Here is a 22,236-nt window from a genome sequence, read left to right on the forward strand (position 1 = left end):
TTCTCTGTTCTGGAAGTGCTCATGCCTGCGCTGAATCACCCTCGCCTTCATACTGAAACCCTCGCCAACGGCCTGCGGGTGACGTTGCGTCATGCGCCGGATTTGAAGCGTTGCGCCGCTGCGTTGCGGGTCGCTGCAGGCAGTCACGACGTGCCACTGGCCTGGCCGGGGCTGGCGCACTTTCTTGAGCATTTACTGTTCCTGGGTACAGAGCGCTTTCCCGCAGAGCAGGGGTTGATGGCCTACGTACAAGGTCATGGCGGGCAGGTGAATGCGCGAACCAGCGAACGTACGACGGACTTCTTTTTCGAGCTGCCACCTCAGGCGTTCAGGGGTGGGCTGGAGCGTCTGTCAGACATGCTCGCTCATCCGCGTATGAATCCGGACGATCAGCGGCGGGAACGGGAAGTTCTGCACGCCGAATTTGTCGCCTGGTCGCGGGATGCGACGGCCCAACAGCAGTTTGCGCTGTTCGATGGGCTCTCGGCGGCTCATCCGTTGCGGGCGTTTCATGCGGGAAACCGTTACAGCCTGCCGGTACCGCAGCCCGAATTTCAGCAAGCGCTGAAGGACTTCTATCAGCGGTTTTACCAGACCGGGCAGATGACGCTGAGTCTGGCCGGGCCACAGAATCTCGATGAATTGAAGCGGATGGCACAGGCGTTTGCCGTTGCTATTCCCTCCGGCGAGAAAGTCCCTCAGACAAAACCCACCCTGTTGATGGATTCTTCAGACAATAGTTATCAACAGGCTGGAGAACGTCGGCTGGATCTGCTGTTCACCTTCGAAGCGCTACCCGACTCATCGCCCGAAGCGCTGGCGTTCCTGTGCCATAGGCTGAACGCCGAAAAACCCGGCGGCCTGGTGGCGCAGCTGCGAGAGCATGGGCTGGCGGACAACCTGAAAGCCACGCCTCTCTATCACTATGCAGGCCAAGCCTTGCTGCACATCGAACTCACACGGCCCGCCCACGCCACGCAACCGGCCAAAATGATCCGCGAACAGCTCCTGGATTGGCTGGGCTTTTTTGCCTCTCATCAGAATTGGGCCGAATTGCGCGAAGAGTATGCAGCCCTGCTGCAGCGCCAACAGCAAGTCAGCAGCGCCCTGCAATTGGCCCGACGAGACAGCGAACAGCTTGAACTCGGACTGTCCGAACAGGGCGTTGTCGCCCTCAAGGCAATCCTTGAACAAATCGGCGCTGTGGATAACTTTACCGGCCAATGGCAACTGCCGACTCCCAACCCGTTTTTGCGCGCCGAGACGCCAGCCCCGAATGCCGGATTGATTCGCGGCCAGACCAGCGCCCACCGCGGCCTGCGGACTTTTGCCCAGGATCGCTCACGCAGTCGCCGTGAACGATCGCCGATGCAGTTCAGTCAGGCATTGCCGGACAACACCGATCAAGGTGCGGTTTATCTGCGCTGGCGCCTGGAGTTCGTACCCCACAGCCGCCTTCAGTCGAACCTGGAAAACAACCTGCGGTTGCTGCGCGAAGATGCGCGTCAGGCCGGTGTCGACTTTTCCTTCAGTGCTTCGGGCAACGAATGGCTATTGAAAATGACGGGGCTGCAGGAACCGATGCCGACAGTCCTCGAACATGCGCTGAAAGAACTGACAAAACCTGATGCCGATTTCTCACAGGAAGAGCCGGCGGCTGTTGCATTGATGCCGATTCGACAGCTTCTCAAAGCATTGCCCGATCTATGCCATGAGCACAGCGTAGCCTCAGATGACCTACAGCAACTCTGGTCGAGCGCACGCTGGGATGGCCTGGCCACAGGCCTGTCTGCCCAGACACAAGCGGCGATGGGGCTTGCCTTGAGTCGTATTCCCGGCACTGCGGATAGTCAACTGACGCCGCCTCCGTCGATTCGCTCGCAGCATCTCTGGAACTCCGTCGATACCGGCTCCAGCGAACACGCGCTGCTACTCTTCTGTCCGACAGCAACCCATGACATCGCCGATGAAGCCGCCTGGCGCTTGCTCGGGCACGTATGCCAGACGCCGTTCTACCAGCGCCTCCGGGTAGAGTTGCAACTTGGGTATGCCGTGTTCAGCGGACTACGCCAGATAAACGGTCAGACCGGGCTCCTGTTTGGCGTGCAATCGCCGAGCGTCGCGCCCATGGATTTACTGGAACACATCGAACAGTTCCTCAGCGAACTGGAAGGGATGATCGAACGCATCGATGACGCGACCTTCATCGCTCAGCGCCAAGCCCTGGCCGATCAATTCGACAGCATCGCCCTGCCCAACGCCCAGGCCGCCGAGCTGCTCTGGCAAGGCAAACTGGCCGGCCACTCGTCTGATTACCTGCAGCGTCTGCCTCAGGCGATTCTGATGATCGACCGTGAAGCCTTGCTGGCGGCGGCACAACGACTGAATCGGGCCGATGGTGGATGGCGCTGTCTGGCCAGCGGGCCTTGTTCCGGGGCGCCTTGGCAAGTGGCAAAATGATCATTACCGGCGCTGCAATTAGCTTTCTCAAAGATTCGTGGCCAATCGCTCTGTAATTTTGAGTAACATAGCCACCTAACTATCTGAACATCTCCAGCTGGAGGTGGACTATATGTATAGGTCTCAACTGTCCCATCCACCTGAAGGAGCGCTTCTATGTCCTGGTCCAAACCTGCTTACACCGACCTGCGTATCGGCTTCGAAGTCACCATGTACTTCGCAAGCCGCTAAGCTCTGCCGTCTGGTAGAGAATGCAGTGCTACGCCTCGGCTCGCCGGGGCGTTTTTATTTTCAGCTTTCAATGATGGAGCGGCCATGTTTGTCCAGATTCTAGGTTCCGCCGCCGGCGGCGGTTTCCCCCAGTGGAACTGCAACTGCGTGAACTGCGCAGGTTTTCGCGACGGCAGCCTGCGGGCCGAGGCACGTACCCAGTCGTCCATCGCTATTTCCGATGACGGCGTGAACTGGGTGCTGTGCAATGCTTCGCCGGACATCCGCGCCCAGCTCCAGAGTTTTGCGCCAATGCAGCCGGGCCGCGCGCTGCGTGACACCGGCATCAGCGCAATCATTCTGATGGACAGCCAGATCGATCACACCACAGGTCTGCTCAGCCTGCGCGAAGGTTGCCCGCATCAGGTGTGGTGCACCGACATGGTCCACGAAGACCTGAGCACCGGTTTCCCTCTGTTCACCATGCTGACTCACTGGAATGGCGGGTTGAACTGGAACCGTATCGAACTCGATCAGAGCTTCACCGTCCCGGCCTGCCCGAACTTGCGCTTCACCCCGCTGCCCCTGCGTAGCGCCGCACCACCGTACTCGCCGCATCGGTTCGACCCGCACCCGGGCGACAACATTGGCCTGATCGTCGAAGACCTGAGCACCGGCGGCAAACTGTTCTATGCACCGGGCCTGGGCAAGGTCGACATATCGCTGCTGAAGATCATGGCCAGCAGCGATTGCCTGTTGGTGGATGGCACGATGTGGGACGACGACGAAATGCAGCGCCGTGGCGTCGGCACCCGCACTGGCCGGGAAATGGGCCACCTGGCGCAGAACGGCCCTGGCGGCATGCTCGAAGTGCTGGAACAGCTGCCCAAACAGCGCAAAGTGCTTATCCATATCAATAACACCAACCCGATTCTCGACGAGGATTCGCCAGAGCGTGCGGAGCTGGCCCGTCGCGAGGTTGAAGTGGCGTATGACGGCATGAGTATTGTGTTGTAGCGGATGGCCTCTTCGCGGGCAAGCCTCGCTCCTACAGAGCGATAACGCCGACCTGTAGGAGCGAGGCTTGCCCGCGAAGGCGTCCCACCAGATACACCAGAATCCACCGGTTGTACCCCGGAGAACCGCAATGACTGACACCGCAATGTCCCCCGCCGAATTCGAAGCGGCCCTGCGCGCCAAGGGTGCCTACTACCACATCTATCACCCGTATCACGTGGCGATGTATGAAGGCCGGGCGACCCGCGAGCAGATCCAGGGCTGGGTCGCCAACCGTTTCTATTACCAGGTGAACATTCCACTCAAGGATGCCGCGATTCTGGCCAACTGCCCGGACCGCGAGATTCGTCGCGAGTGGATTCAGCGTTTGCTGGACCATGACGGCGCCCCCGGCGAAGAAGGTGGCATCGAAGCCTGGCTACGCCTTGGCCAAGCGGTCGGCCTCGACCCGGATCAACTGCGCTCTCAGGAACTGGTGCTGCCCGGCGTGCGTTTTGCCGTGGATGCCTACGTCAACTTCGCCCGCCGGGCCCGTTGGCAGGAAGCCGCCAGCAGTTCGCTGACCGAGCTGTTCGCGCCGCAGATCCACCAATCGCGCCTCGACAGCTGGCCGCAGCATTACCCGTGGATCGACCCGGCCGGTTACGAATATTTCCGTACGCGTCTGGGCCAGGCGCGCCGGGATGTGGAGCATGGTCTGGCGATCACTTTGCAGCACTACACTACGCGGGAAGGCCAGGAGCGCATGCTGGAAATTCTCCAGTTCAAACTGGACATTCTTTGGAGCATGCTCGATGCCATGAGCATGGCCTACGAACTGAACCGCCCGCCCTACCACAGCGTGACCGAACAGCGGGTCTGGCATAAAGGAATCATCGTATGAGTTTCGATCGCAGCAAAACCCCGACCTGGCGCCCAGGCTATCGTTTTCAGTACGAGCCGGCACAAAAAGGCCATGTGCTGCTCTACCCGGAAGGCATGATCAAACTCAACGACAGCGCCGCGCTGATTGGCGGTTTGATTGATGGTCAGCGGGATGTCGCGGCGATCATCGCCGAATTGAACACGCAATTCCCCGACGTGCCCGAGCTTGGTGAAGACATCGAGCAATTCATGGAGGTCGCCCGTGCTCAGCACTGGATCGAACTTGCCTGACTCCACGTCAATCAAGTTACCGCCCAAGCCTGAAATCGGCCTGCCACTGTGGTTGCTGGCCGAGCTGACGTATCGCTGCCCGCTGCAATGCCCGTACTGCTCCAATCCATTGGATTTCGCCGAGCAAGGCAAAGAATTGACCACCGAGCAGTGGCTCAAAGTCTTTCGTGAAGCCCGGGAGATGGGTGCGGCGCAGCTGGGCTTTTCCGGTGGTGAGCCGCTGGTGCGCCAAGACCTCGCCGAGCTGATCGCCGAGGCGCGCAAGCTGGGCTTCTACACCAACCTGATCACCTCGGGCATTGGCCTCACCGAGCAGAAAATCAGCGACTTCAAGAAGGCCGGTCTGGACCACATCCAGATCAGTTTTCAAGCCAGCGACGAGCAAGTGAATAACCTGCTGGCCGGCTCAAAAAAAGCCTTCGCGCAGAAACTCGAAATGGCTCGCGCGGTGAAGGCTCACGGCTACCCGATGGTGCTGAACTTCGTCACCCATCGGCACAACATAGACAAGATCGACCGGATCATCGAGCTGTGCATTGCCCTTGAAGCGGACTTCGTCGAACTCGCGACATGCCAGTTCTACGGCTGGGCCCAGCTCAATCGGGTTGGCCTGTTGCCGACCAAAGAACAATTGGTTCGCGCCGAACGCATCACCAATGAATACCGCGCCAAACTGGAAGCCGAAGGGCATCCGTGCAAGCTGATTTTCGTTACGCCGGACTATTACGAAGAACGCCCGAAAGCCTGCATGAATGGCTGGGGCAGTATTTTTCTGACAGTCACGCCGGACGGAACCGCCCTGCCTTGTCATGGTGCCCGACAGATGCCGGTGCAGTTTCCCAATGTGCGCGACCACAGCATGCAGCACATCTGGTACGACTCGTTCGGTTTCAACCGCTTTCGCGGCTACGACTGGATGCCCGAGCCGTGCCGTTCCTGCGACGAGAAAGAAAAGGATTTCGGCGGCTGCCGCTGTCAGGCGTTCATGCTCACGGGGGACGCGAGCAACGCCGACCCGGTGTGCAGCAAGTCGGAACATCACGGCGTGATTCTCAAGGCCCGCGAAGAAGCCGAACACGCGACCCAGACCATTGAACAACTGGCCTTTCGCAATGAACGAAACTCACGCCTCATCGCCAAAAGCTGAACCCTTGAGCGCCGCCAAGGCTGTCGCGGCCGGCATCGACTTCGCCGAGTTACAGGTCGGGCAACATGGCCTGTTCTGGAACGAATACCGCCCCGAGGACGCCGCCTGCCGGATCTGGCAGTGGCGCGACGGCCAGGCTCGTTGCCTGACGCCGCCCACCTTCAGTGTGCGCAGCCGGGTGTACGAATATGGCGGCGGCGCGTTTTGTCTGACCGATGACGGGCTGGTTTTCGTCAACGAGGCCGACCAGCAGCTGTATCGGCAATCGCTGACGGGTGAGGCACCTGAGGTCCTGACTTCAAGTGAATGCCGCTACGGCGATTTGCACTTCGCCAACGGGCAGGTGCTGGCGGTGGAAGAGAACCGTGATCGACATCGCCTGGTGGCTATCAATCTGACTGACGGCCAACGTCATCTGCTGGCCGAAGGTGCCGATTTCTACTCGGCACCGACCTTGAGTCCTGACGGTCAGCGTCTGGCCTGGATCGAGTGGAACCGTCCGGATCAGCCTTGGACCGCTACCCGCCTGATGGTTGCCGAACGCCAGAGTGATCACACCTTTGCGCCACCGCGCTGTGTGGCGGGTGACGGCGCCCAGGAGTCACTGCAACAACCTAGATTCGATGACAGCAGCCGTTTGTTTTGTCTGACCGATCGCGGCGGTTTCTGGCAGCCGTGGGTGGAGTCCGGCAACGGCTTGAGCCCACTCCCAAGCGCTGCCGCCGACCATGGACCGGCGCCTTGGCAACTGGGAGGTTGCACCTGGTTGCCGTTGGGCGACGACACTTATCTGGCGAGTTGGACCGAAGGTGGTTTTGGTCGACTGGGGCTTTGTCATGGCGATGGTTCCCGTGACGATTTCACTGGCGACTACAGCCGCTTCCGCCATCTCGCACAGGATGAGCAGTTCATCTACTGCATCGCCGCTTCACCGGTCAGTTCATCGGCAATCATTGCCATCGACCGTGAAACACGCCAGGTCAACGTTCTGGCCGGCGGTATCGCACCGCTGCCAGCCGAACAGATCAGCTGCCCGAAAACCCTGCGTTATCCAAGCGGTTCGGGCGAGGCCCATGGTTTTTTCTACCCAGCGATGACCAACAACACGAAACCGCCGTTGGTGGTGTTCATTCACGGCGGCCCGACTTCAGCCTGCTACCCGATGTTCGATCCGCGGATCCAGTATTGGGCACAACGCGGCTTCGCCGTGGCCGACCTCAATTACCGAGGCAGCAGCGGCTATGGCCGGGCTTATCGCCAGGCGTTGCATCTGAGCTGGGGTGACGTGGATGTGGAAGACGCCTGTGCGGTGGTGGCCTACCTAGCCGATCAGGGACTGATCGACGGCGACAAGGCGTTTATCCGCGGCGGCAGCGCCGGCGGGTACACCACGTTGTGCGCACTAGCCTTTCACAAGGTCTTTCGTGCGGGTGCCAGCCTGTATGGCGTCAGCGATCCCGTTGCGCTAGGCCACGCCACTCACAAGTTCGAAGGTGATTATCTGGATTGGTTGATCGGCGACCCGGTGCAGGACGCCGAACGCTACGCCGCGCGCACGCCATTGCTGCACGCGAACAACATCAGCGTTCCGGTGATTTTCTTTCAGGGTGAACTGGACGCCGTGGTGGTGCCGCAACAGACCCGCGACATGGTCACTGCGCTACAGGACAACGGCATTCTGGTCGAAGCGCATTACTACGCCGACGAGCGCCATGGCTTTCGCAAGGCCGGCAATCAGGCCCATGCGTTGGAACAGGAGTGGTTGTTTTATCGGCGGGTGATGGAGTTGGCGGGCTGAAACCGCGTCGTGCCCTTCGCGGGCAAGCCTCGCTCCTACAGAACGTAGAGGCTTGCCCGCGAAGGCTGTTTACCTGACACATCAAAACTCAGCGCTTGGCGATGATGTATACCGCATGCACGATCCCCGGAATGTAACCGCACAACGTCAGCAGAATGTTCAGCCAGAACGCCCCAGCGAAACCGACTTGCAGAAACACACCCAGTGGCGGCAACAGAATGGCTATGATGATTCGAATAAAGTCCATGGGGTAGCTCCTGATTGAAGTTGGCTCTTGTGAAACCATACAGCTAATCGACCTGCGGCGTTCTACGGGGTTCCGTTGTCAATTCCGATCACTGCCTCCCTCCAAAGGAAGACAAAAAAACGCCCCACGCCAAAAGAATCAGGCGTAGGGCGATGCGTTATACCGCGAGACGGTTCGAGAATTCGTGTAGGACGGGTCTGATCAGACCGCAATACCTTTCCGGCACTGCAGTTGCGCGGTGCGTACGCGGGAGAAGGCACGGGCCAGGCGCAGGAGCATTTCGTCGATATTGGCCTTGCTAACGGTGAGGGCTGGGGTAAAGCGCAAGCAATCGGGTTGCGGGGCGTTGAGCAGCAATCCTTCGTACAGCGCAGCCTTGACTACGGCCTCAGCCGAATCGTCGGACAGATCAAGACCCCAGAGCAGTCCTTGCCCGCGCAACTCACCGTGACCGTAGCGATGAGCCAGACGACTCAAGCCTTCACGCAGATGCTGACCGACCTCGCGCACATGATCGAGATGGCCCTTGTCCTGCACATTGTCGAGGACGACAAGACCGGCAGCACTCATCAGCGCATTGCCGTGATGCGTGCCGGTCAGTTCGCCGACTTCGAAACAACAGGCCTTGCCTCGCGCCAGCAATGCCGCCAATGGCACGCCACCGCCAAGTCCTTTGCCGAGCACGACGATATCTGCCCGCACGCCGTAGGACTGTTCGGCGAGCAAGCTGCCGCAGCGACCGATGCCGGTTTGCACTTCGTCGAGTATCAGCAAGATGCCAAGCTCACGACACAGGCGCTCGACACCTTTGAGGTAGTGTTCGGTGGCGGGAATCACTCCGGCCTCGCTCTGGATCGGCTCGAGCATGATTGCGACAGTCTGGGCGTCCACGGCCGCATGCAACGCCGGCAGGTCATTGAACGGAACATGACTGAAGCCCGGCAGTTGTGGCTCGAATCGGTTGATCAGATTGGAACTGTCCGACGCTGAAATCGTCCCGAGACTACGGCCATGACAACCTTTACTGGCAACAATGATCCTCGAAGCACCGCCGCGATGTCGCTGACCCCATTTGCGCGCCAACTTGATCGCTGCTTCACAGGCTTCGCTGCCACTGTTGAGCAGGTGCGCCTGGTCACTGCCGGTGCTGGTACAGAGCCGTTCCGTGAGGTTGAGCATGCCACGGTTATGCAAACTGAAACCTGGGTTGATCAACAACTGAGCCTGTTCCGAAATGGCTTTGACCAGTGCCGAAGGGCTATGTCCAAGGCTATTGGCGCCGCCACCCTGTGAGAAATCAAGATAAGCGCGGTCATCGCTGTCCCACAGCCATGAGCCTTGGCCCCGCACGAAAATCTGTTTCGGCCGTTCGACACTGGGCATCAGGCACTCGCTGGTTAAGTTGTCGCTTCTGGACGACAGGGAGGTGTCCATTGCCAGGTCATCAAGGCTCGGTGTTTTGCGTCGCAGGTTGAACAGATTCATTGGATAAAACCTCGTTTGAGGTTTTCTGTCTTGCCTATGTAAACACCATCGTCGTAAACGGTATTCATCGTGCGCTATGGCCCTGTAAGCCCTGTGAATGTGGTTAGACTAGGCTTAGGCAAGGCACTGAGCCATTTCGATTTTCCAGCATTTTCGATAAGTATTACTTATGGATTTCAAGCAACTGCGTTATTTCGTCGCGGTCTACGAAGAAGGCCACGTCGGCCGGGCCGGCGAGCGACTTTCAATCTCCCAACCAGCGTTGTCCCAGCAGATTCGCCAACTCGAAAAAAACCTCGATGTGAGCCTGTTCGAGCGCAGCAGCAAACGTCTGCTGCCCACTCTGGCTGCCCATACGCTGTACAACCATGCTCTGCCCTTGCTCGATGGCCTGCAGCGCGCACGCGAAGCCTTGGGCAACTTCAAGGGAAAGGCGCTACGAACCTTGGCCATCGGCGTACTGCAGACCGTCCACTCCAGCCTCGTGCCGCAAATGCTCGAACGCGTGCGCAAGGCACAGCCACATTTGGTGGTGCAGATCTATGAACTGACCGGCCTGGAAATCGAGCGGCGGCTACTCAATGGTTCACTGGACATCGGCATCAGCTACCTGCCGCCCCGTCAGCCGGGTTTGCACGGCGTGCAGTTGTACGAAGATGAACTGACCCTTGTCATCCCGGCGGACCACCCGTTGCGCGAATTCAAGAAAGTCTCTATGAGCCAGGCCGCCGAGTTACCGATGTTGCTACTGGGTGAAGAGTTCCAAGTGAGGCAGATCTGGCAGGCACAATTAGCCAATCTGGGACGTCGCCCCCAAGTGCAGGCTGAGCTGAACAACATGGCGGGGATTCTCGACAGCCTGCCGCACACGCGACTGGCGACGGTTCTGCCTGGGCGCTCGCAAAAGACCCATGGCGATCAGGCCTTGCTGTGGAAACCACTGAGCGAGCCGCGGGTGCCGCTGAAAGTCGGATTGGTGTGTCGGGATGTGCAGCGGCAACAGGCTTCGCTGACGTTGTTGCGGACATTGCTGGAAGAAGTGATAAATGGGCCAGATGACCACTTGAATGGCCCGGCGACACTGGACGGGTTGAGCTGAGCACTTTTTTCCAGGCAAAAGAAAACCCCGCCGAAGCGGGGCTTTGCAGACTGTTTCCCTGACATCCATTTCACTCCGCCGTCCTGGCAGAATCCTACGTGTCCGTGTTGTTGCTTTGCGCTTCCTGCGCGACGTCCATGTGAAGTAGATTAGCTCTGGATCCAATCTTCGCCTATGGGAAAACAGCAGCACGTTATGTAAGAGAATGCTTACATAACGTCAAAGGATCAGAATTGTCCTGCGTCCAGCAGGAACAGCGATTCGCTGCCTGCCTTTACCGACGCGCTCAATGAGTGAATACGCGGCAGTAGACGTGCGAAATAGAACCGCGCCGTGCCGAGTTTGCTCGCATAGAATTCGTCCTGCGCTTCTTTACCGAAGGCTGCCTTGGCCATCAGTGCCCACATGTAGGCGTAGGCCATGTAGCCGAATGCTTGCAGATACTCCACCGACGCCGCACCGATCTCGTTCGGGTTGTTTTTCGCCCGGTCCAGCAACCAGGCGGTCAGTTCGTCGAGGGTGTCCACCGCATCATTCAGCGGCTGGGTGAACTCCGCCAGGTCAGCACTGGCTGTCCCGATGAAATGACGAATCTCATCAGCGAACAGATTGTAAAACGCCCCGCCGCTGCCGACTATTTTGCGTCCTACAAGGTCCAGCGCCTGAATACCGTTGGTGCCTTCGTAGATTTGCGTAATACGAACGTCGCGCACCAGTTGCTCCTGGCCCCATTCACGGATGTAGCCGTGACCGCCAAACACCTGCTGGCCGTGAACCGTGGTTTCCAGACCCAGGTCGGTCAGGAATGCCTTGGCCACCGGCGTCAGCAGTGCAACCAGGTCTTCTGCGCGCTTGCGGGTGGTGGCGTCTTCGCTGAACTTGGCGGTGTCCAGCTGCATCGCCACGTAAGTCGAGAAAGCACGGCCGCCTTCGTTCGAGGCTTTCATGGTCAGCAGCATGCGACGCACGTCCGGGTGGACGATGATCGGGTCAGCGACCTTGTCTTTGTTTTGCGCGCCGGTCGGCGAGCGGCTTTGCAGACGGTCACGAGCATATTCGATAGCGTTCTGGTACGAGCGCTCGCCAGTGGCCAGGCCCTGGATGCCGACGCCCAGACGCTCGTAGTTCATCATGGTGAACATCGCCGCCAGGCCTTTGTTCGACTCGCCGACCAGGTAACCTACGGCTTCGTCGAAGTTCATCACGCAGGTCGCGGACGCCTGGATGCCCATCTTGTGTTCGATCGAACCGCAGTTCGCCGGGTTACGTGCGCCCAGGCTGCCATCGGCATTGACCATGAACTTCGGCACCAGGAACAAAGAGATGCCTTTCGGTCCCGCTGGCGCGTCCGGCAGTTTGGCCAGTACCAGGTGGATGATGTTCTCGGTCAGGTCGTGCTCGCCGCCGGTGATGAAGATTTTGGTGCCGCTGACTTTGTAGGAACCGTCGGCCTGAGGCTCGGCCTTGGTGCGGATAATCCCCAGGTCAGTACCGGCGTGCGGCTCGGTCAGGCACATGGAACCGGCCCATACACCGGCGTACATGTTTGGCAGGTACGCCGCTTTCAGCTCTTCGCTGGCGTGGGCGTTGATCGACAGGCAGGCGCCGGCGGTCAGCATCGGGTACAGACCGAACGACAGGCTCGCAGAGTTGACCATTTCTTCGACCTGCGCCGAAACCGCCTTGGGCATGCCCATGCCGCCGTAGGTCGGATCACCACCGACACCAACCCAACCGCCTTCAGCGTAAGTCTGATAAGCCTGTGGGAAACCGGCTGGGGTGGTGACGGCACCGTCGGCCCAGTGGCAGCCTTCTTCGTCAGCTGCACGGCTCAGGGGCGCGATGCTTTTGCTGGTGACCTTGCCGGCTTCTTCGAGAATGGCTTCGACCGTTTCCGCATCGACGGTCTCGGCCAGCGCAGGCAATTCGGCCCAGAGTTTGGCGACCTCGAAAACTTCATTGAGGACGAAGCGCATATCGCGCAGGGGCGCTTTGTAGTCAGCCATGGCAAACCTCGCAAGATCTAAACAGGTGGTTCGTAGAATGTGATTTCGTTGTGTCCGAGTGTACCTCAACAACTTTTACGACACATAGGGTCAGCCCATGACCGTTTTGTTATTTTTAGTCACCAGCCTTTCAGCTGAGATCGTTCTCGCCTGCCAGAACGCATTCGCGGGCAAGCCTCGCTCCTACGGTTCTATGTCGTTCACGTTAAATGCGTACGACACGACCTGTAGGAGCGAGGCTTGCCCGCGAAGCTTTTCGGGTAACCGTCAGAGCGCAAACAACTCTGCCGGCAGCTTCATCAGGCAATCGCTGCCCGCCTCGATGGCCGCCCGATGAGCAGCCGTACGTGGCAGCAAACGCTTGAAGTAAAACTCGCTGGTCGCCAGCTTGCCCCGGCAGTAATCGGCATCGCCGCCGCCCGCCTCCAACTGCGCCTGAGCCACCAACGCCATGCGTAGCCACAGGTAGCCGAGGATGATATAGCCGCTGTACATCAGGTAATCCACCGAGGCGGCACCGACTTCATCCGGATTTTTCATCGCGGCCATGCCGACCTTGGTGGTCAACTCGCCCCACTGCTGATTCAGACCATTGAGTTGCGCCATATAGCTGGCGAGTTGCGGATGTTCAGCGTTTGCTGCACAGAACTTGTGGACGATTTTAGTGAAGCCGCGCAGCAGTTTTCCCTGACTGCCAAGGACTTTTCGCCCAAGCAGATCCAGCGCCTGAATGCCGTTGGTGCCTTCGTAGATCGGCGCGATCCGGCAGTCGCGAACCAGCTGCTCCATGCCCCACTCACGAATGAAACCGTGGCCGCCAAACACCTGCATGCCGAGGTTGGTCACCTCCAGCCCGGTGTCGGTCATGAAGGCTTTGCAGATCGGCGTCAGGAATGCCAATAGATCTTCGGCCTCCTGACGCGCCGTTTCATCCGGGCTCAGATGAGCGACGTCCAGCAACTGCGCGGTGAAATAAGTCAGCGCCCGGTTGCCTTCATTGAAGGCCTTCATGGTCAGCAACATCCTGCGCACATCGGGATGAACGATGATCGGGTCGGCGACTTTTTCCGGTGCTTTCGGGCCGGTCAGCGAGCGCATTTGCAGGCGGTCGTTGGCGTATTTGATCGCGCCCTGGAAACTTGCCTCACCCAGACACAGACCTTGCATGCCGGTGCCGAGCCGCGCGTGGTTCATCATGGTGAACATGCAGTTCAGGCCCTTGTTCGGCTCACCGATCAAGAATCCCTTCGCGTCGTCGAAATTCAGCACACAGGTGGCCGAGGCCTTGATGCCCATTTTGTGTTCGATCGAGCCGCAGGAAACACCATTGCGCTCACCCGCCTCGCCCTCGGCATCGGGTAGGTATTTAGGAACGATAAACAGCGAAATGCCCTTGGTACCGGCAGGAGCGTCCGGCAGTTTGGCCAGCACCAGATGGATGATGTTGTCACTCATGTCGTGTTCGCCGGCGGAAATGAAAATCTTGCTGCCGGAGATCGCGTAACTGCCATCGGCCTGAGGCACGGCGCGGGTCTTGATGATGCCCAGATCGGTGCCGCAATGGGCTTCGGTCAAGCACATGGTACCGGTCCATTGGCCAGCGGTGAGCTTGCTCAGGTAGGTCTGTTTCTGTTCTTCGGTGCCATGGGCATGAATCGCCGACATCGCACCGTGAGTCAGGCCGGGGTACATGCCCCAGGAGGTGTTGCTGGAACCGACCATTTCACTGATGACCAAACCCAAAGAGCTTGGCAAACCCTGGCCGCCGTAAACCGGATCCGCCGCCAGACCATGCCAGCCGCCTTCCACGTACTGTGCGAAAGCCTGCTTGAAACCTGTAGGCGTTGTGACCACGCCGTTGTCGAAATGGCAGCCTTCCTCGTCGCCGCTTCGGTTCAGCGGTGCGAGAACGTTCTCACAGAATTTCGCGCCTTCTTCGAGGATCGCATTGATCATGTCCGGGCTGGCATCGGTAGCCCCGAGAGCGGCGTAGTTGCGGTGGAAATCGAAGACGTGGTCGATCAGAAAGCGCATGTCGCGCAGGGGAGCTTTGTACTCGGGCATGGTCATTTCTCCGGCAGCAGATTGCTCAAACCTACTGCCGCGCACCACGCCTCACAATCACAGTCCAGACGCTGAATGCGCCATCATCACTCAACCCGCAGCGGCGTCCATGCGCACCGCGCCACGGCGGTTCTGACCGAAAGCCATCACACAGTTTCGCCCCGCGCCTTTGGCGCTGTAGAGCGCCTGGTCAGCGGATTTGAGCACTTCTTCCGGCGTGCGCTGCTCCAACCGCTCGGCGACACCGATGCTGACGGTGACCGATACACTCGAGGCGCCTGAACCCGCGCGGCGCTGGCGTCCCTGCTGGTCATCCTGGGGACGACTGTCCTGATTGCGCAGCTGGATGTTGTAGGTGGCGATGGATTCGCGGATGACTTCCAGGTGCGGCATACACTCTTCGAGGGTTTTGCCTGCAAACACCAGAGCAAATTCTTCACCGCCGTAGCGATATGCCCTACCGCCCCCGCTGATTTTCGACAGCTTGCTGGCGACCAGGCGCAACACCTGATCGCCGACATCGTGGCCGTGGGTGTCGTTGAATTTCTTGAAATGATCGACGTCGCCCATGGCCAGCACGTAATTGCGCCCCAGCCGTTGCATGCGTTCGTTCAGGGCGCGGCGACCCGGCAGGCCGGTGAGCTCATCGCGGAACGCCATCTGATAGGCTTCATGGGCAACTGCAGCGGCAATCATCAACATCACCTGGCTGCACATGATGTTCAGGGTAAACGGCAGGATGAAGGTCTTCGGCAACATCCAGAACAATCCCAACAGACCCACCAATTGCGCAGCGTGCAAGGGTCTTGGGTTGCGCCAGTATTGCCAGGCCAGTAACAGGAACGAGGCGATGAATACCGGGTAGGACAACTGGATCAGACTCATCCAGGCGCCATGCAGGGCTGGCCAGCGGATCTCCGAGAGCCACATCAACAGCGCCTGTGGGTAACTCTGTTCCAGCCCCAGCGCCACGCTGCCGAACGCCAGCAACACGGCGAAACGCGCCACCATGTCCTGAAACAGATGGGTGCGCTCCTGCCAGGCGGCGAACAAGCCGAAGAGTAATGGCAGCAACAGACAGCACAGATGGAAGACCACGGCGGCATCGTCACGGACTTTACCATTGTCGCGGTAGTAGTCGGTCTGGGTGTCGAGCAAGAAGTAGGCGATGTACACCGTGACCATCAGAAACAGTTCACGCTGACGTCGGTAAACTGCGCAATACGCCCCGCCGAGCAACAGCACCAGCGTAGGCAGCACGTTGAACAGCGAGGTGAAGAAGACGTTGAGATCCTTGACGTAGGCAGCCGCAAGCCCCGCAAGCAATAACAGTAGCGATGGCAAAAAGTGACTGAAACGTACAGCGGAAGAACGCGGCAAGGGTAAAACTCCGACCCGGCAAACAAAGATGGCATTGTGCCTGCATTTAGCACAGCTAAGCACATGCAATGTGACGTGTGTCACATCGCCATCCTCTTTAACGGCAGCAATGGTGTTCTTCTTAGCGTTTTAGTCAGGAATATTTACAGGCGTGATCGTTTGCGTCAGGCATAAAAAAACCGCTGCTCCCGAGGAAGCAGCGGCTTTGTGAAGAGACTGCGTAGGGCTTAGTAACCCAGTGCGAAGTCTTCTTCTTTCATGTCCATCAGGTTGTTGGCGCCCGACAGCATGGTTACAACGTGAGTGCGGGTACGCGGCAGGATGCGCTGGAAGTAGAAGCGCGCAGTCTGCAGCTTGGCGGTGTAGAACGCCTCTTCGGTGGTGCCGGCAGCCAGTTTCTCGGCAGCCAGACGCGCCATGTCAGCCCAGAAGTAGGCAAGGCAGGCGTAACCGGAGTACATCAGGTAGTCCACCGACGCGGCGCCAACTTCTTCGCGGTCTTTCATGGCAGCCATACCGACCTTCATGGTCAGCTCGCCCCACTCTTTGTTCAGCGCAGCCAATGGCTCGACGAACTCTTTGACCGCGTCGTTGCCTTCGTTGGTCTGGCAGAACTTGTGGACGATCTTGGTGAAGCCTTTAAGCGCTTCGCCTTGAGTCATCAGCACTTTACGGCCCAGCAGGTCGAGTGCCTGGATACCGGTGGTGCCTTCGTACAGCATCGAAATGCGGCTGTCGCGAACGTTCTGCTCCATGCCCCACTCGGCGATGAAGCCGTGGCCGCCGTAGATTTGTACGCCGTGGTTAGCGGATTCGAAACCGACTTCAGTCATGAAGGCTTTGGCGATCGGCGTCATGAAGGCCAGCAGTGCGTCGGCTTTCTTCTTCTCTTCTTCGTCTACGCCGTACTTGACGATGTCGACTTGCTTGGCAGTGAAGTAAACCATCGCACGGTTGCCTTCGGCGAACGCCTTCATGGTCAACAGCATGCGACGTACGTCAGGGTGAACGATGATCGGGTCAGCGGCTTTGTCCGGCGCTTTCGGGCCAGTCAGGGAGCGCATTTGCAGACGATCGCGAGCGTATTTCAGGCCGCCCTGGAAACCGATTTCGGCGTGAGCCAGACCTTGCAGCGCGGTACCCAGACGTGCGGTGTTCATAAAGGTGAACATGCAGTTCAGGCCTTTGTTCGCCGGGCCGATCAGGTAACCGGTGGCCGCGTCGAAGTTCATCACGCAGGTGGCGTTACCGTGGATGCCCATCTTGTGTTCCAGGGAACCGCAGGTCACAGCGTTGCGTGCGCCAATCGAGCCGTCTGCGTTCGGCAGGAACTTCGGAACGATGAACAGGGAAATGCCTTTGGTGCCGGCCGGTGCATCCGGCAGACGTGCCAGAACGATGTGGACGATGTTGTCGGCCATGTCGTGTTCGCCGGCCGAGATGAAGATCTTGGTGCCGGAGACTTTGTAGGAACCGTCAGCCTGAGGCTCGGCCTTGGTGCGCAGCATGCCCAGGTCAGTGCCGCAGTGCGGTTCGGTCAGGCACATGGTGCCGGTCCATTCGCCGGAAACCAGTTTGGTCAGGTAAGCCTCTTGTTGCTCAGGCGTACCGTGTTCGGAAATGGTGTTCATCGCGCCATGGGACAGGCCTGGGTACATACCCCACGACCAGTTGGCTTCGCCAACCATTTCGCTGACGGCCAGACCCAGAGACTCTGGCAGGCCTTGGCCGCCGTGCTCTACGTCGTGAGCCAGGCTTGGCCAGCCACCTTCGACGAATTGTTTGTAGGCTTCCTTGAAACCGGTCGGGGTTTTAACGCCGGACTCGCTCCAGGTGCAGCCTTCGGTGTCACCCACGCGGTTCAGCGGAGCCAGCACCTGCTCACAAAACTTGGCGCCTTCTTCGAGAATGGCGTCAACCATGTCTGGAGTTGCGTCTGCACAAGCCGGAAGGCTCTGATAGTGCGCTTCGTAGCCGAGCAGTTCGTCACGAACGAAGCGAATATCACGCAAGGGGGCCTTGTAGTCAGGCATAGCGATAAACCTCTGCTGATGTAACCGGGAATGAACGACCGCGTTGATTTGTTGTGGCGGTCAAACAGTTGTTTGAAACATACGTTTACGCCCAATTCTTGTCAAGCGCCGATCTTTTGCCGTTCGTCATCGCGTCACGAAAACCTCGGACACGCCGCTGCCCACCGCCGTTGACTGAGCAACACGCCATGTAGGAGAGATTAGTTGAGGCAGAAGGACTTACGCAGAAAAACGCCGCGAACAGGCGCGGCGTTGGAGTAGCGGATTCAGCGAGGGTTCAGGCAAATGTATCGATCAGCGTACCGAGCATTTCATCGGATGCCTTGGCGACTTTGACGCCCAGTTCCACCTGGAACTTGCCTTGGGACATCTCGACCATATTGCTGGCCAAGTCCGATTGCTGGCTGCGGTCTACCGAACGCAGGCGATCAACCTGAACCTCGGAGGATTGACTGGTGACCGAACGTTCGATGGTGTTGTTGGCGATCTGACCCGAAGCCTGATCGACACGGTTCTGCCCTGTCTGAATAGTGCTCAGACCGGCATAAAAAGCGGTATTTCCTGAGATTTCCATGGGGGAACTCGTCCGACAAAGGATCAACAGCGGCCATTGAACCAGACACGCCGACAAAAGGCCCGACAAAAACACTAATGGCACAGTGCCTTGTCATAGCTAAAACTCAAGCCAACAAATTCAGTCCAGCAGATCCAGCTGCAAATGCGCGGCCACCGCGTCGGCTGTCACCGATTTGAGTTTTGGCACTCGTCCCAGGCATGGCGCGGGGATGCGCTCGGCCAATGTCGCGAGGTTCTCTTCAAGGCGCGACGTCTTAGGATCGATGATGTTGGCCACCCACCCTGCCAACTGCAAACCATCCCGTGCGATCGCCTCAGCTGTCAGCAGCGCATGATTGATGCAACCCAGCCGTACACCGACCACCAGGATCACCGGCAGCCCCAGCGCCATCGCCAGGTCCGACAGATTGTCCTGATCCGCCAACGGCACTCGCCAGCCGCCAGCACCTTCGATCAACGTGAAGTCCGCCTGCATATCGAGAATCTGCCGCATCGGTGTTAGCAGCGATTGCACGGTCAATGCCACGCCAGCCTCTCGCGCCGCCAGATGCGGTGCAATCGCCGGTTCGAACGCGACCGGATTGACCTGATCGTAGGTCAACGGTATCGAGCACTCGGCTAACAGGGCCAGCGCATCGGCGTTGCGCAACCCCTTGGGCGTCAGGTCGCAGCCGGAGGCCACCGGTTTGCCCGCTGCCGTGCTCAAGCCCGCCAACCGCGCGGCATGCAGCAAACCTGCGGCGACGGTGGTCTTGCCGACATCGGTGTCAGTACCGGTGATGAAATAGGCTGCACTCATAAGGGTTTCTCCAACACGGCGTAAACCACTTGATAAGTCGCCGGCAGTCCCTGTGCCTGACGATACTGCTCGTAAGCCTCGATCAGGCCGAGGATCCGCGCCCTGCCGGTCAAACCGCCTGGCCGACCGGGGTTCAGGTTATGCGCCCCAAGTGCCTTGAGCTCATGGGTCAGGCTGCGGACATCGGGGTAATGCAACACATGCGGCTGCGTTTCGAGGCTGACGACCTTCAAGCCGCTGCCCGCGCAAAGCTGTTGATAAACACCGAACTCGCGGAAGCGGTTGACGTGCACCATGCCATCCACCTGACGCCAGCTGTCGCGCAATTCGTACAGCGTGCCTACACACAGACTAGCAAACGCAAAAACACCGCCCGGTTTCAGTACCCGATACGCCTCATTGAGCACCGAGGCGAAATCCGCGCACCATTGCACCGCCAGGCTGGAGAAGACCAGATCGCAGGTCGAGTCCTGCAACGGCAAGCGCTCGGCATCGCCCGCGATGAAATGGGTCGCGCCGCCCAAGGGACGAGCGTGATTGAGCATGCCTTCAGCGATGTCCAGCGCCACTCCGGCGCTCGCAGGAAACTTCTGCGCCAAGGCTCGGCTGAAATACCCTGTGCCGCAGCCCATATCCAGCCAACGAGCAGGGACAAGATCTCCCGTTAACCGACGCAACAACTCGCTGCCCACGTCACGCTGCAGTTCGGCCACGCTGTCGTAGCTCTCCGCCGCACGGGAAAAGGACGCCGCCACCTGGCGTTTGTCGGGCAAGCCGCCGGGCAGGTTGGGAAGGGATAAATCAGTCATCACCGAACTCATGCAAAAAGGCCTGAATCGCCCCCGCCACACCGTGAGGGTCTTCCAGAAGAAACGCGTGACTGGCCTGTTCAATCAGACCGATTTCGACATCCGGCAGCAGCGTCAACAAGTCCCCCGCCGCTTCGGCCGGGACCAGCCCGTCGAGGCCGGCGAACAAGTGCAACTGCGGGCCGCGAAACGCTTGCAACGCTTGCCGGGTATCCAGCTGGGCAAGCAACTCCAGGCCGCTCATCAGCACCGGCGAAGACGTATGCGGTGCGCCAGCGAGCAACAGCCGTGACATCCCGCGCGGGTCTTCGGCACCTTGGGCGCACAGCAGCGAAAAACGTTTCAACGTCATGCGCGAGTCAGCCTTGCAGCCGGCCAGAAACGCATCGAAGGTTTCGCCGGGCATCGCGCTCGACCATCGTTCATGGGCGACAAAAGAAGGGTTGCTCGCCAGGGTCACCAAGCCGCAGCAGCGGTCACCGCGTCGTGCCGCCAACTCGGACGCCAGCATGCCACCCAATGACCAGCCACCGAGCCAGGCATCCTGCGGCAACGTCGAGTCCAACTCATCGAGCCATTCTTCAAGGTCGCTCGATTCCAGCTCCGGCAACGGCTCGATCTCGACGCGCAGGTGCTCATCCAACCCTTGCAAGGCCGCTGCCAAGGGCTCCAGCGGCGAAATCCCGAGACCCCAACCCGGCAGCAGAATCAGACGATCACGCATGGCTTGGCTCCGGTCCCAGTTGTTGAAAACAATCGGCCAGTCCATTTAACAATAGCTGTACCTGCGCCTCGCTGTGAGCGGCGGTCAGGGTTACGCGCAAACGTGCGCTGCCCGCGGGCACAGTCGGTGGACGAATCGCGGTCACCATCAGCCCGCGTTCGCGCAACATCTGCGACAGTCGAACTGCGCGCCCGGCATCGCCAATCATGATCGGCTGGATCGGCGTGAAGCTGTCCATCAACTCCAGGCCAATCTGTTCGGCGCCATGACGGAACTGGCGAATCAGCGCCTGCAGATGCTCACGTCGCCAGTGTTCGCTGCGCAACAGCTCCAGGCTTTTCAGCGTCGCGCAGGCCAGCGCCGGCGGTTGGCTGGTGGTGTAGATATAAGGGCGAGCGAACTGGATCAGGCTTTCGATCAGCTCTTCACTGCCAGCCACAAAAGCACCGGCCGTACCGAAAGCCTTGCCAAGGGTGCCGACCAACACCGGCACGTCTTCCTGACTCAGACCGAAATGCTCGACGATCCCGCCGCCATTGGCACCCAGCGGACCAAAACCGTGAGCGTCATCGACCATCAGCCAGGCGCCTTTGGCCTTGGTTTCCCGCGCCAGCGCCGGCAGGTCGGCGATGTCACCGTCCATGCTGAACACGCCATCAGTGACCACCAGCGTATTGCCGGTGGCCTTCTCTAGGCGCTTGGCCAGACTGGCCGCGTCGTTATGCAGATAGCGATTGAAACGCGCACCGGACAACAACCCTGCATCCAGCAACGACGCGTGATTGAGACGGTCTTCGAGCACCGTATCGCCCTGCCCGACCAACGCGGTGACCGCGCCGAGGTTGGCCATGTAACCGGTGGTGAACAGCAGAGCTCGCGGGCGACCGGTGAACTCGGCGAGGGCTTCTTCCAGTGCGTGATGCGGGCCGCTGTGGCCAATCACCAAATGCGAAGCACCACCGCCCACGCCCCAACGCGACGCGCCGGCGCGCCAGGCTTCGATCACCTGCGGGTGATTGGCCAGGCCCAGGTAATCGTTGTTACAGAACGCCAGCAACGGCTGGCCATCGACCACCACTTCCGGCCCCTGAGGGCTTTCGAGCAGCGGACGCTGGCGATAAAGGTTTTCGGCACGACGGGCAGCAAGGCGTGCGGCGAGATCGAAAGACATGCAGGCCTCACGGGTCAGGAAAACAAACAACTCCTGTAGGAGCGAGGCTTGCCCGC

General features: G+C 59.4%; 19 protein-coding genes. 8 read left to right on the plus strand and 11 right to left on the minus strand.

Translation table 11 applies throughout. The features are described 5' to 3' along the window. Positions 1-21 precede the first annotated feature (21 nt). The 7 genes from pqqF to KW837_RS08215 all read left to right on the plus strand — a co-directional run bounded on the left by pqqF (position 22) and on the right by KW837_RS08215 (position 7,787). Positions 22-2,460: a pyrroloquinoline quinone biosynthesis protein PqqF gene (gene pqqF, locus KW837_RS08185; RefSeq protein WP_218395203.1), complete on the plus strand. Its 2,439-nt coding sequence runs from the start codon at positions 22-24 to the stop codon at positions 2,458-2,460. A gap of 156 nt (positions 2,461-2,616) precedes the next feature. Next, positions 2,617-2,691 carry a pyrroloquinoline quinone precursor peptide PqqA gene (gene pqqA / locus KW837_RS08190; RefSeq protein WP_009045898.1) on the plus strand — a complete coding sequence of 25 codons (75 nt, stop codon included), beginning with the start codon at positions 2,617-2,619 and terminating at the stop codon, positions 2,689-2,691. A gap of 84 nt (positions 2,692-2,775) precedes the next feature. Continuing rightward, on the plus strand, positions 2,776-3,687 hold the full coding sequence (gene pqqB, locus KW837_RS08195) for a pyrroloquinoline quinone biosynthesis protein PqqB (protein WP_123497362.1): 912 nt from the start codon (positions 2,776-2,778) through the stop codon (positions 3,685-3,687). 130 nt (positions 3,688-3,817) lie between these two features. Further along, positions 3,818-4,570 carry a pyrroloquinoline-quinone synthase PqqC gene (gene pqqC, locus KW837_RS08200; protein WP_123497360.1) on the plus strand — a complete coding sequence of 251 codons (753 nt, stop codon included), beginning with the start codon at positions 3,818-3,820 and terminating at the stop codon, positions 4,568-4,570. Beyond that, a complete protein-coding gene (gene pqqD, locus KW837_RS08205; RefSeq protein ID WP_123497358.1) occupies positions 4,567-4,842 on the plus strand; it encodes a pyrroloquinoline quinone biosynthesis peptide chaperone PqqD in 276 nt (91 codons plus the stop codon). The genes pqqC and pqqD overlap by 4 nt, the downstream gene beginning before the upstream one ends. A gap of 10 nt (positions 4,843-4,852) precedes the next feature. Beyond that, entirely contained in the window at positions 4,853-5,989 is a 1,137-nt protein-coding gene (gene pqqE, locus KW837_RS08210) for a pyrroloquinoline quinone biosynthesis protein PqqE (RefSeq protein WP_185022154.1), read from the plus strand. Next, positions 5,955-7,787 (plus strand): S9 family peptidase, encoded by a 1,833-nt coding sequence (locus tag KW837_RS08215; protein ID WP_218395204.1) that lies wholly within the window; start codon positions 5,955-5,957, stop codon positions 7,785-7,787. The genes pqqE and KW837_RS08215 overlap by 35 nt, the downstream gene beginning before the upstream one ends. 88 nt (positions 7,788-7,875) lie before the next feature. Here the strand turns inward: KW837_RS08215 and KW837_RS08220 are convergent, their stop codons facing one another. Together KW837_RS08220 and KW837_RS08225 are read right to left on the minus strand one after the other, a co-directional pair. Next, complete coding sequence (locus tag KW837_RS08220) at positions 7,876-8,034, minus strand: YqaE/Pmp3 family membrane protein (protein WP_007904205.1); 159 nt, start codon at positions 8,032-8,034, stop codon at positions 7,876-7,878. Between the two features lie 201 nt (positions 8,035-8,235). Continuing rightward, positions 8,236-9,519, minus strand: coding sequence for an aspartate aminotransferase family protein (locus KW837_RS08225; protein ID WP_218395205.1), 1,284 nt, complete (start codon positions 9,517-9,519; stop codon positions 8,236-8,238). A 169-nt stretch (positions 9,520-9,688) separates the two neighbouring features. Here KW837_RS08225 and KW837_RS08230 point away from each other — a divergent pair, with 169 nt between their 5' ends. After that, positions 9,689-10,618, plus strand: a complete 930-nt coding sequence (locus tag KW837_RS08230) for a LysR family transcriptional regulator (RefSeq protein ID WP_218395206.1) — start codon at positions 9,689-9,691, stop codon at positions 10,616-10,618. A gap of 227 nt (positions 10,619-10,845) precedes the next feature. Here KW837_RS08230 and KW837_RS08235 read toward each other — a convergent pair whose 3' ends face one another. The 9 genes from KW837_RS08235 to bioF form a co-directional block, all read right to left on the minus strand. Further along, positions 10,846-12,624, minus strand: coding sequence for an acyl-CoA dehydrogenase C-terminal domain-containing protein (locus KW837_RS08235; RefSeq protein ID WP_218395207.1), 1,779 nt, complete (start codon positions 12,622-12,624; stop codon positions 10,846-10,848). A 267-nt stretch (positions 12,625-12,891) separates the two neighbouring features. Next, positions 12,892-14,688, minus strand: a complete 1,797-nt coding sequence (locus KW837_RS08240) for an acyl-CoA dehydrogenase C-terminal domain-containing protein (RefSeq protein ID WP_218395208.1) — start codon at positions 14,686-14,688, stop codon at positions 12,892-12,894. A 90-nt stretch (positions 14,689-14,778) separates the two neighbouring features. Then, positions 14,779-16,068, minus strand: coding sequence for a GGDEF domain-containing protein (locus KW837_RS08245; RefSeq protein ID WP_192344813.1), 1,290 nt, complete (start codon positions 16,066-16,068; stop codon positions 14,779-14,781). A gap of 227 nt (positions 16,069-16,295) precedes the next feature. Continuing rightward, complete coding sequence (locus tag KW837_RS08250; protein ID WP_007904189.1) at positions 16,296-18,101, minus strand: phenylacyl-CoA dehydrogenase; 1,806 nt, start codon at positions 18,099-18,101, stop codon at positions 16,296-16,298. A 277-nt stretch (positions 18,102-18,378) separates the two neighbouring features. Then, positions 18,379-18,675: a hypothetical protein gene (locus KW837_RS08255; protein ID WP_008076394.1), complete on the minus strand. Its 297-nt coding sequence runs from the start codon at positions 18,673-18,675 to the stop codon at positions 18,379-18,381. 120 nt (positions 18,676-18,795) lie between these two features. Then, positions 18,796-19,476, minus strand: coding sequence for a dethiobiotin synthase (gene bioD, locus KW837_RS08260; RefSeq protein ID WP_218395209.1), 681 nt, complete (start codon positions 19,474-19,476; stop codon positions 18,796-18,798). Beyond that, the gene (bioC, locus tag KW837_RS08265; protein WP_218395210.1) at positions 19,473-20,285 is read right to left on the minus strand and encodes a malonyl-ACP O-methyltransferase BioC; all 813 of its coding nucleotides are present in this window, start codon (positions 20,283-20,285) and stop codon (positions 19,473-19,475) included. Before bioC ends, bioD begins: the two co-directional genes overlap by 4 nt. After that, a complete protein-coding gene (locus tag KW837_RS08270) occupies positions 20,278-21,009 on the minus strand; it encodes an alpha/beta fold hydrolase (RefSeq protein WP_008008203.1) in 732 nt (243 codons plus the stop codon). Before KW837_RS08270 ends, bioC begins: the two co-directional genes overlap by 8 nt. Continuing rightward, positions 21,002-22,180, minus strand: a complete 1,179-nt coding sequence (gene bioF, locus KW837_RS08275) for an 8-amino-7-oxononanoate synthase (protein ID WP_218395211.1) — start codon at positions 22,178-22,180, stop codon at positions 21,002-21,004. Before bioF ends, KW837_RS08270 begins: the two co-directional genes overlap by 8 nt. Positions 22,181-22,236: the final 56 nt, after the last annotated feature.

The sequence above is a fragment of the Pseudomonas sp. PDM24 genome (assembly GCF_019218905.1).
Taxonomy (GTDB): domain Bacteria; phylum Pseudomonadota; class Gammaproteobacteria; order Pseudomonadales; family Pseudomonadaceae; genus Aquipseudomonas.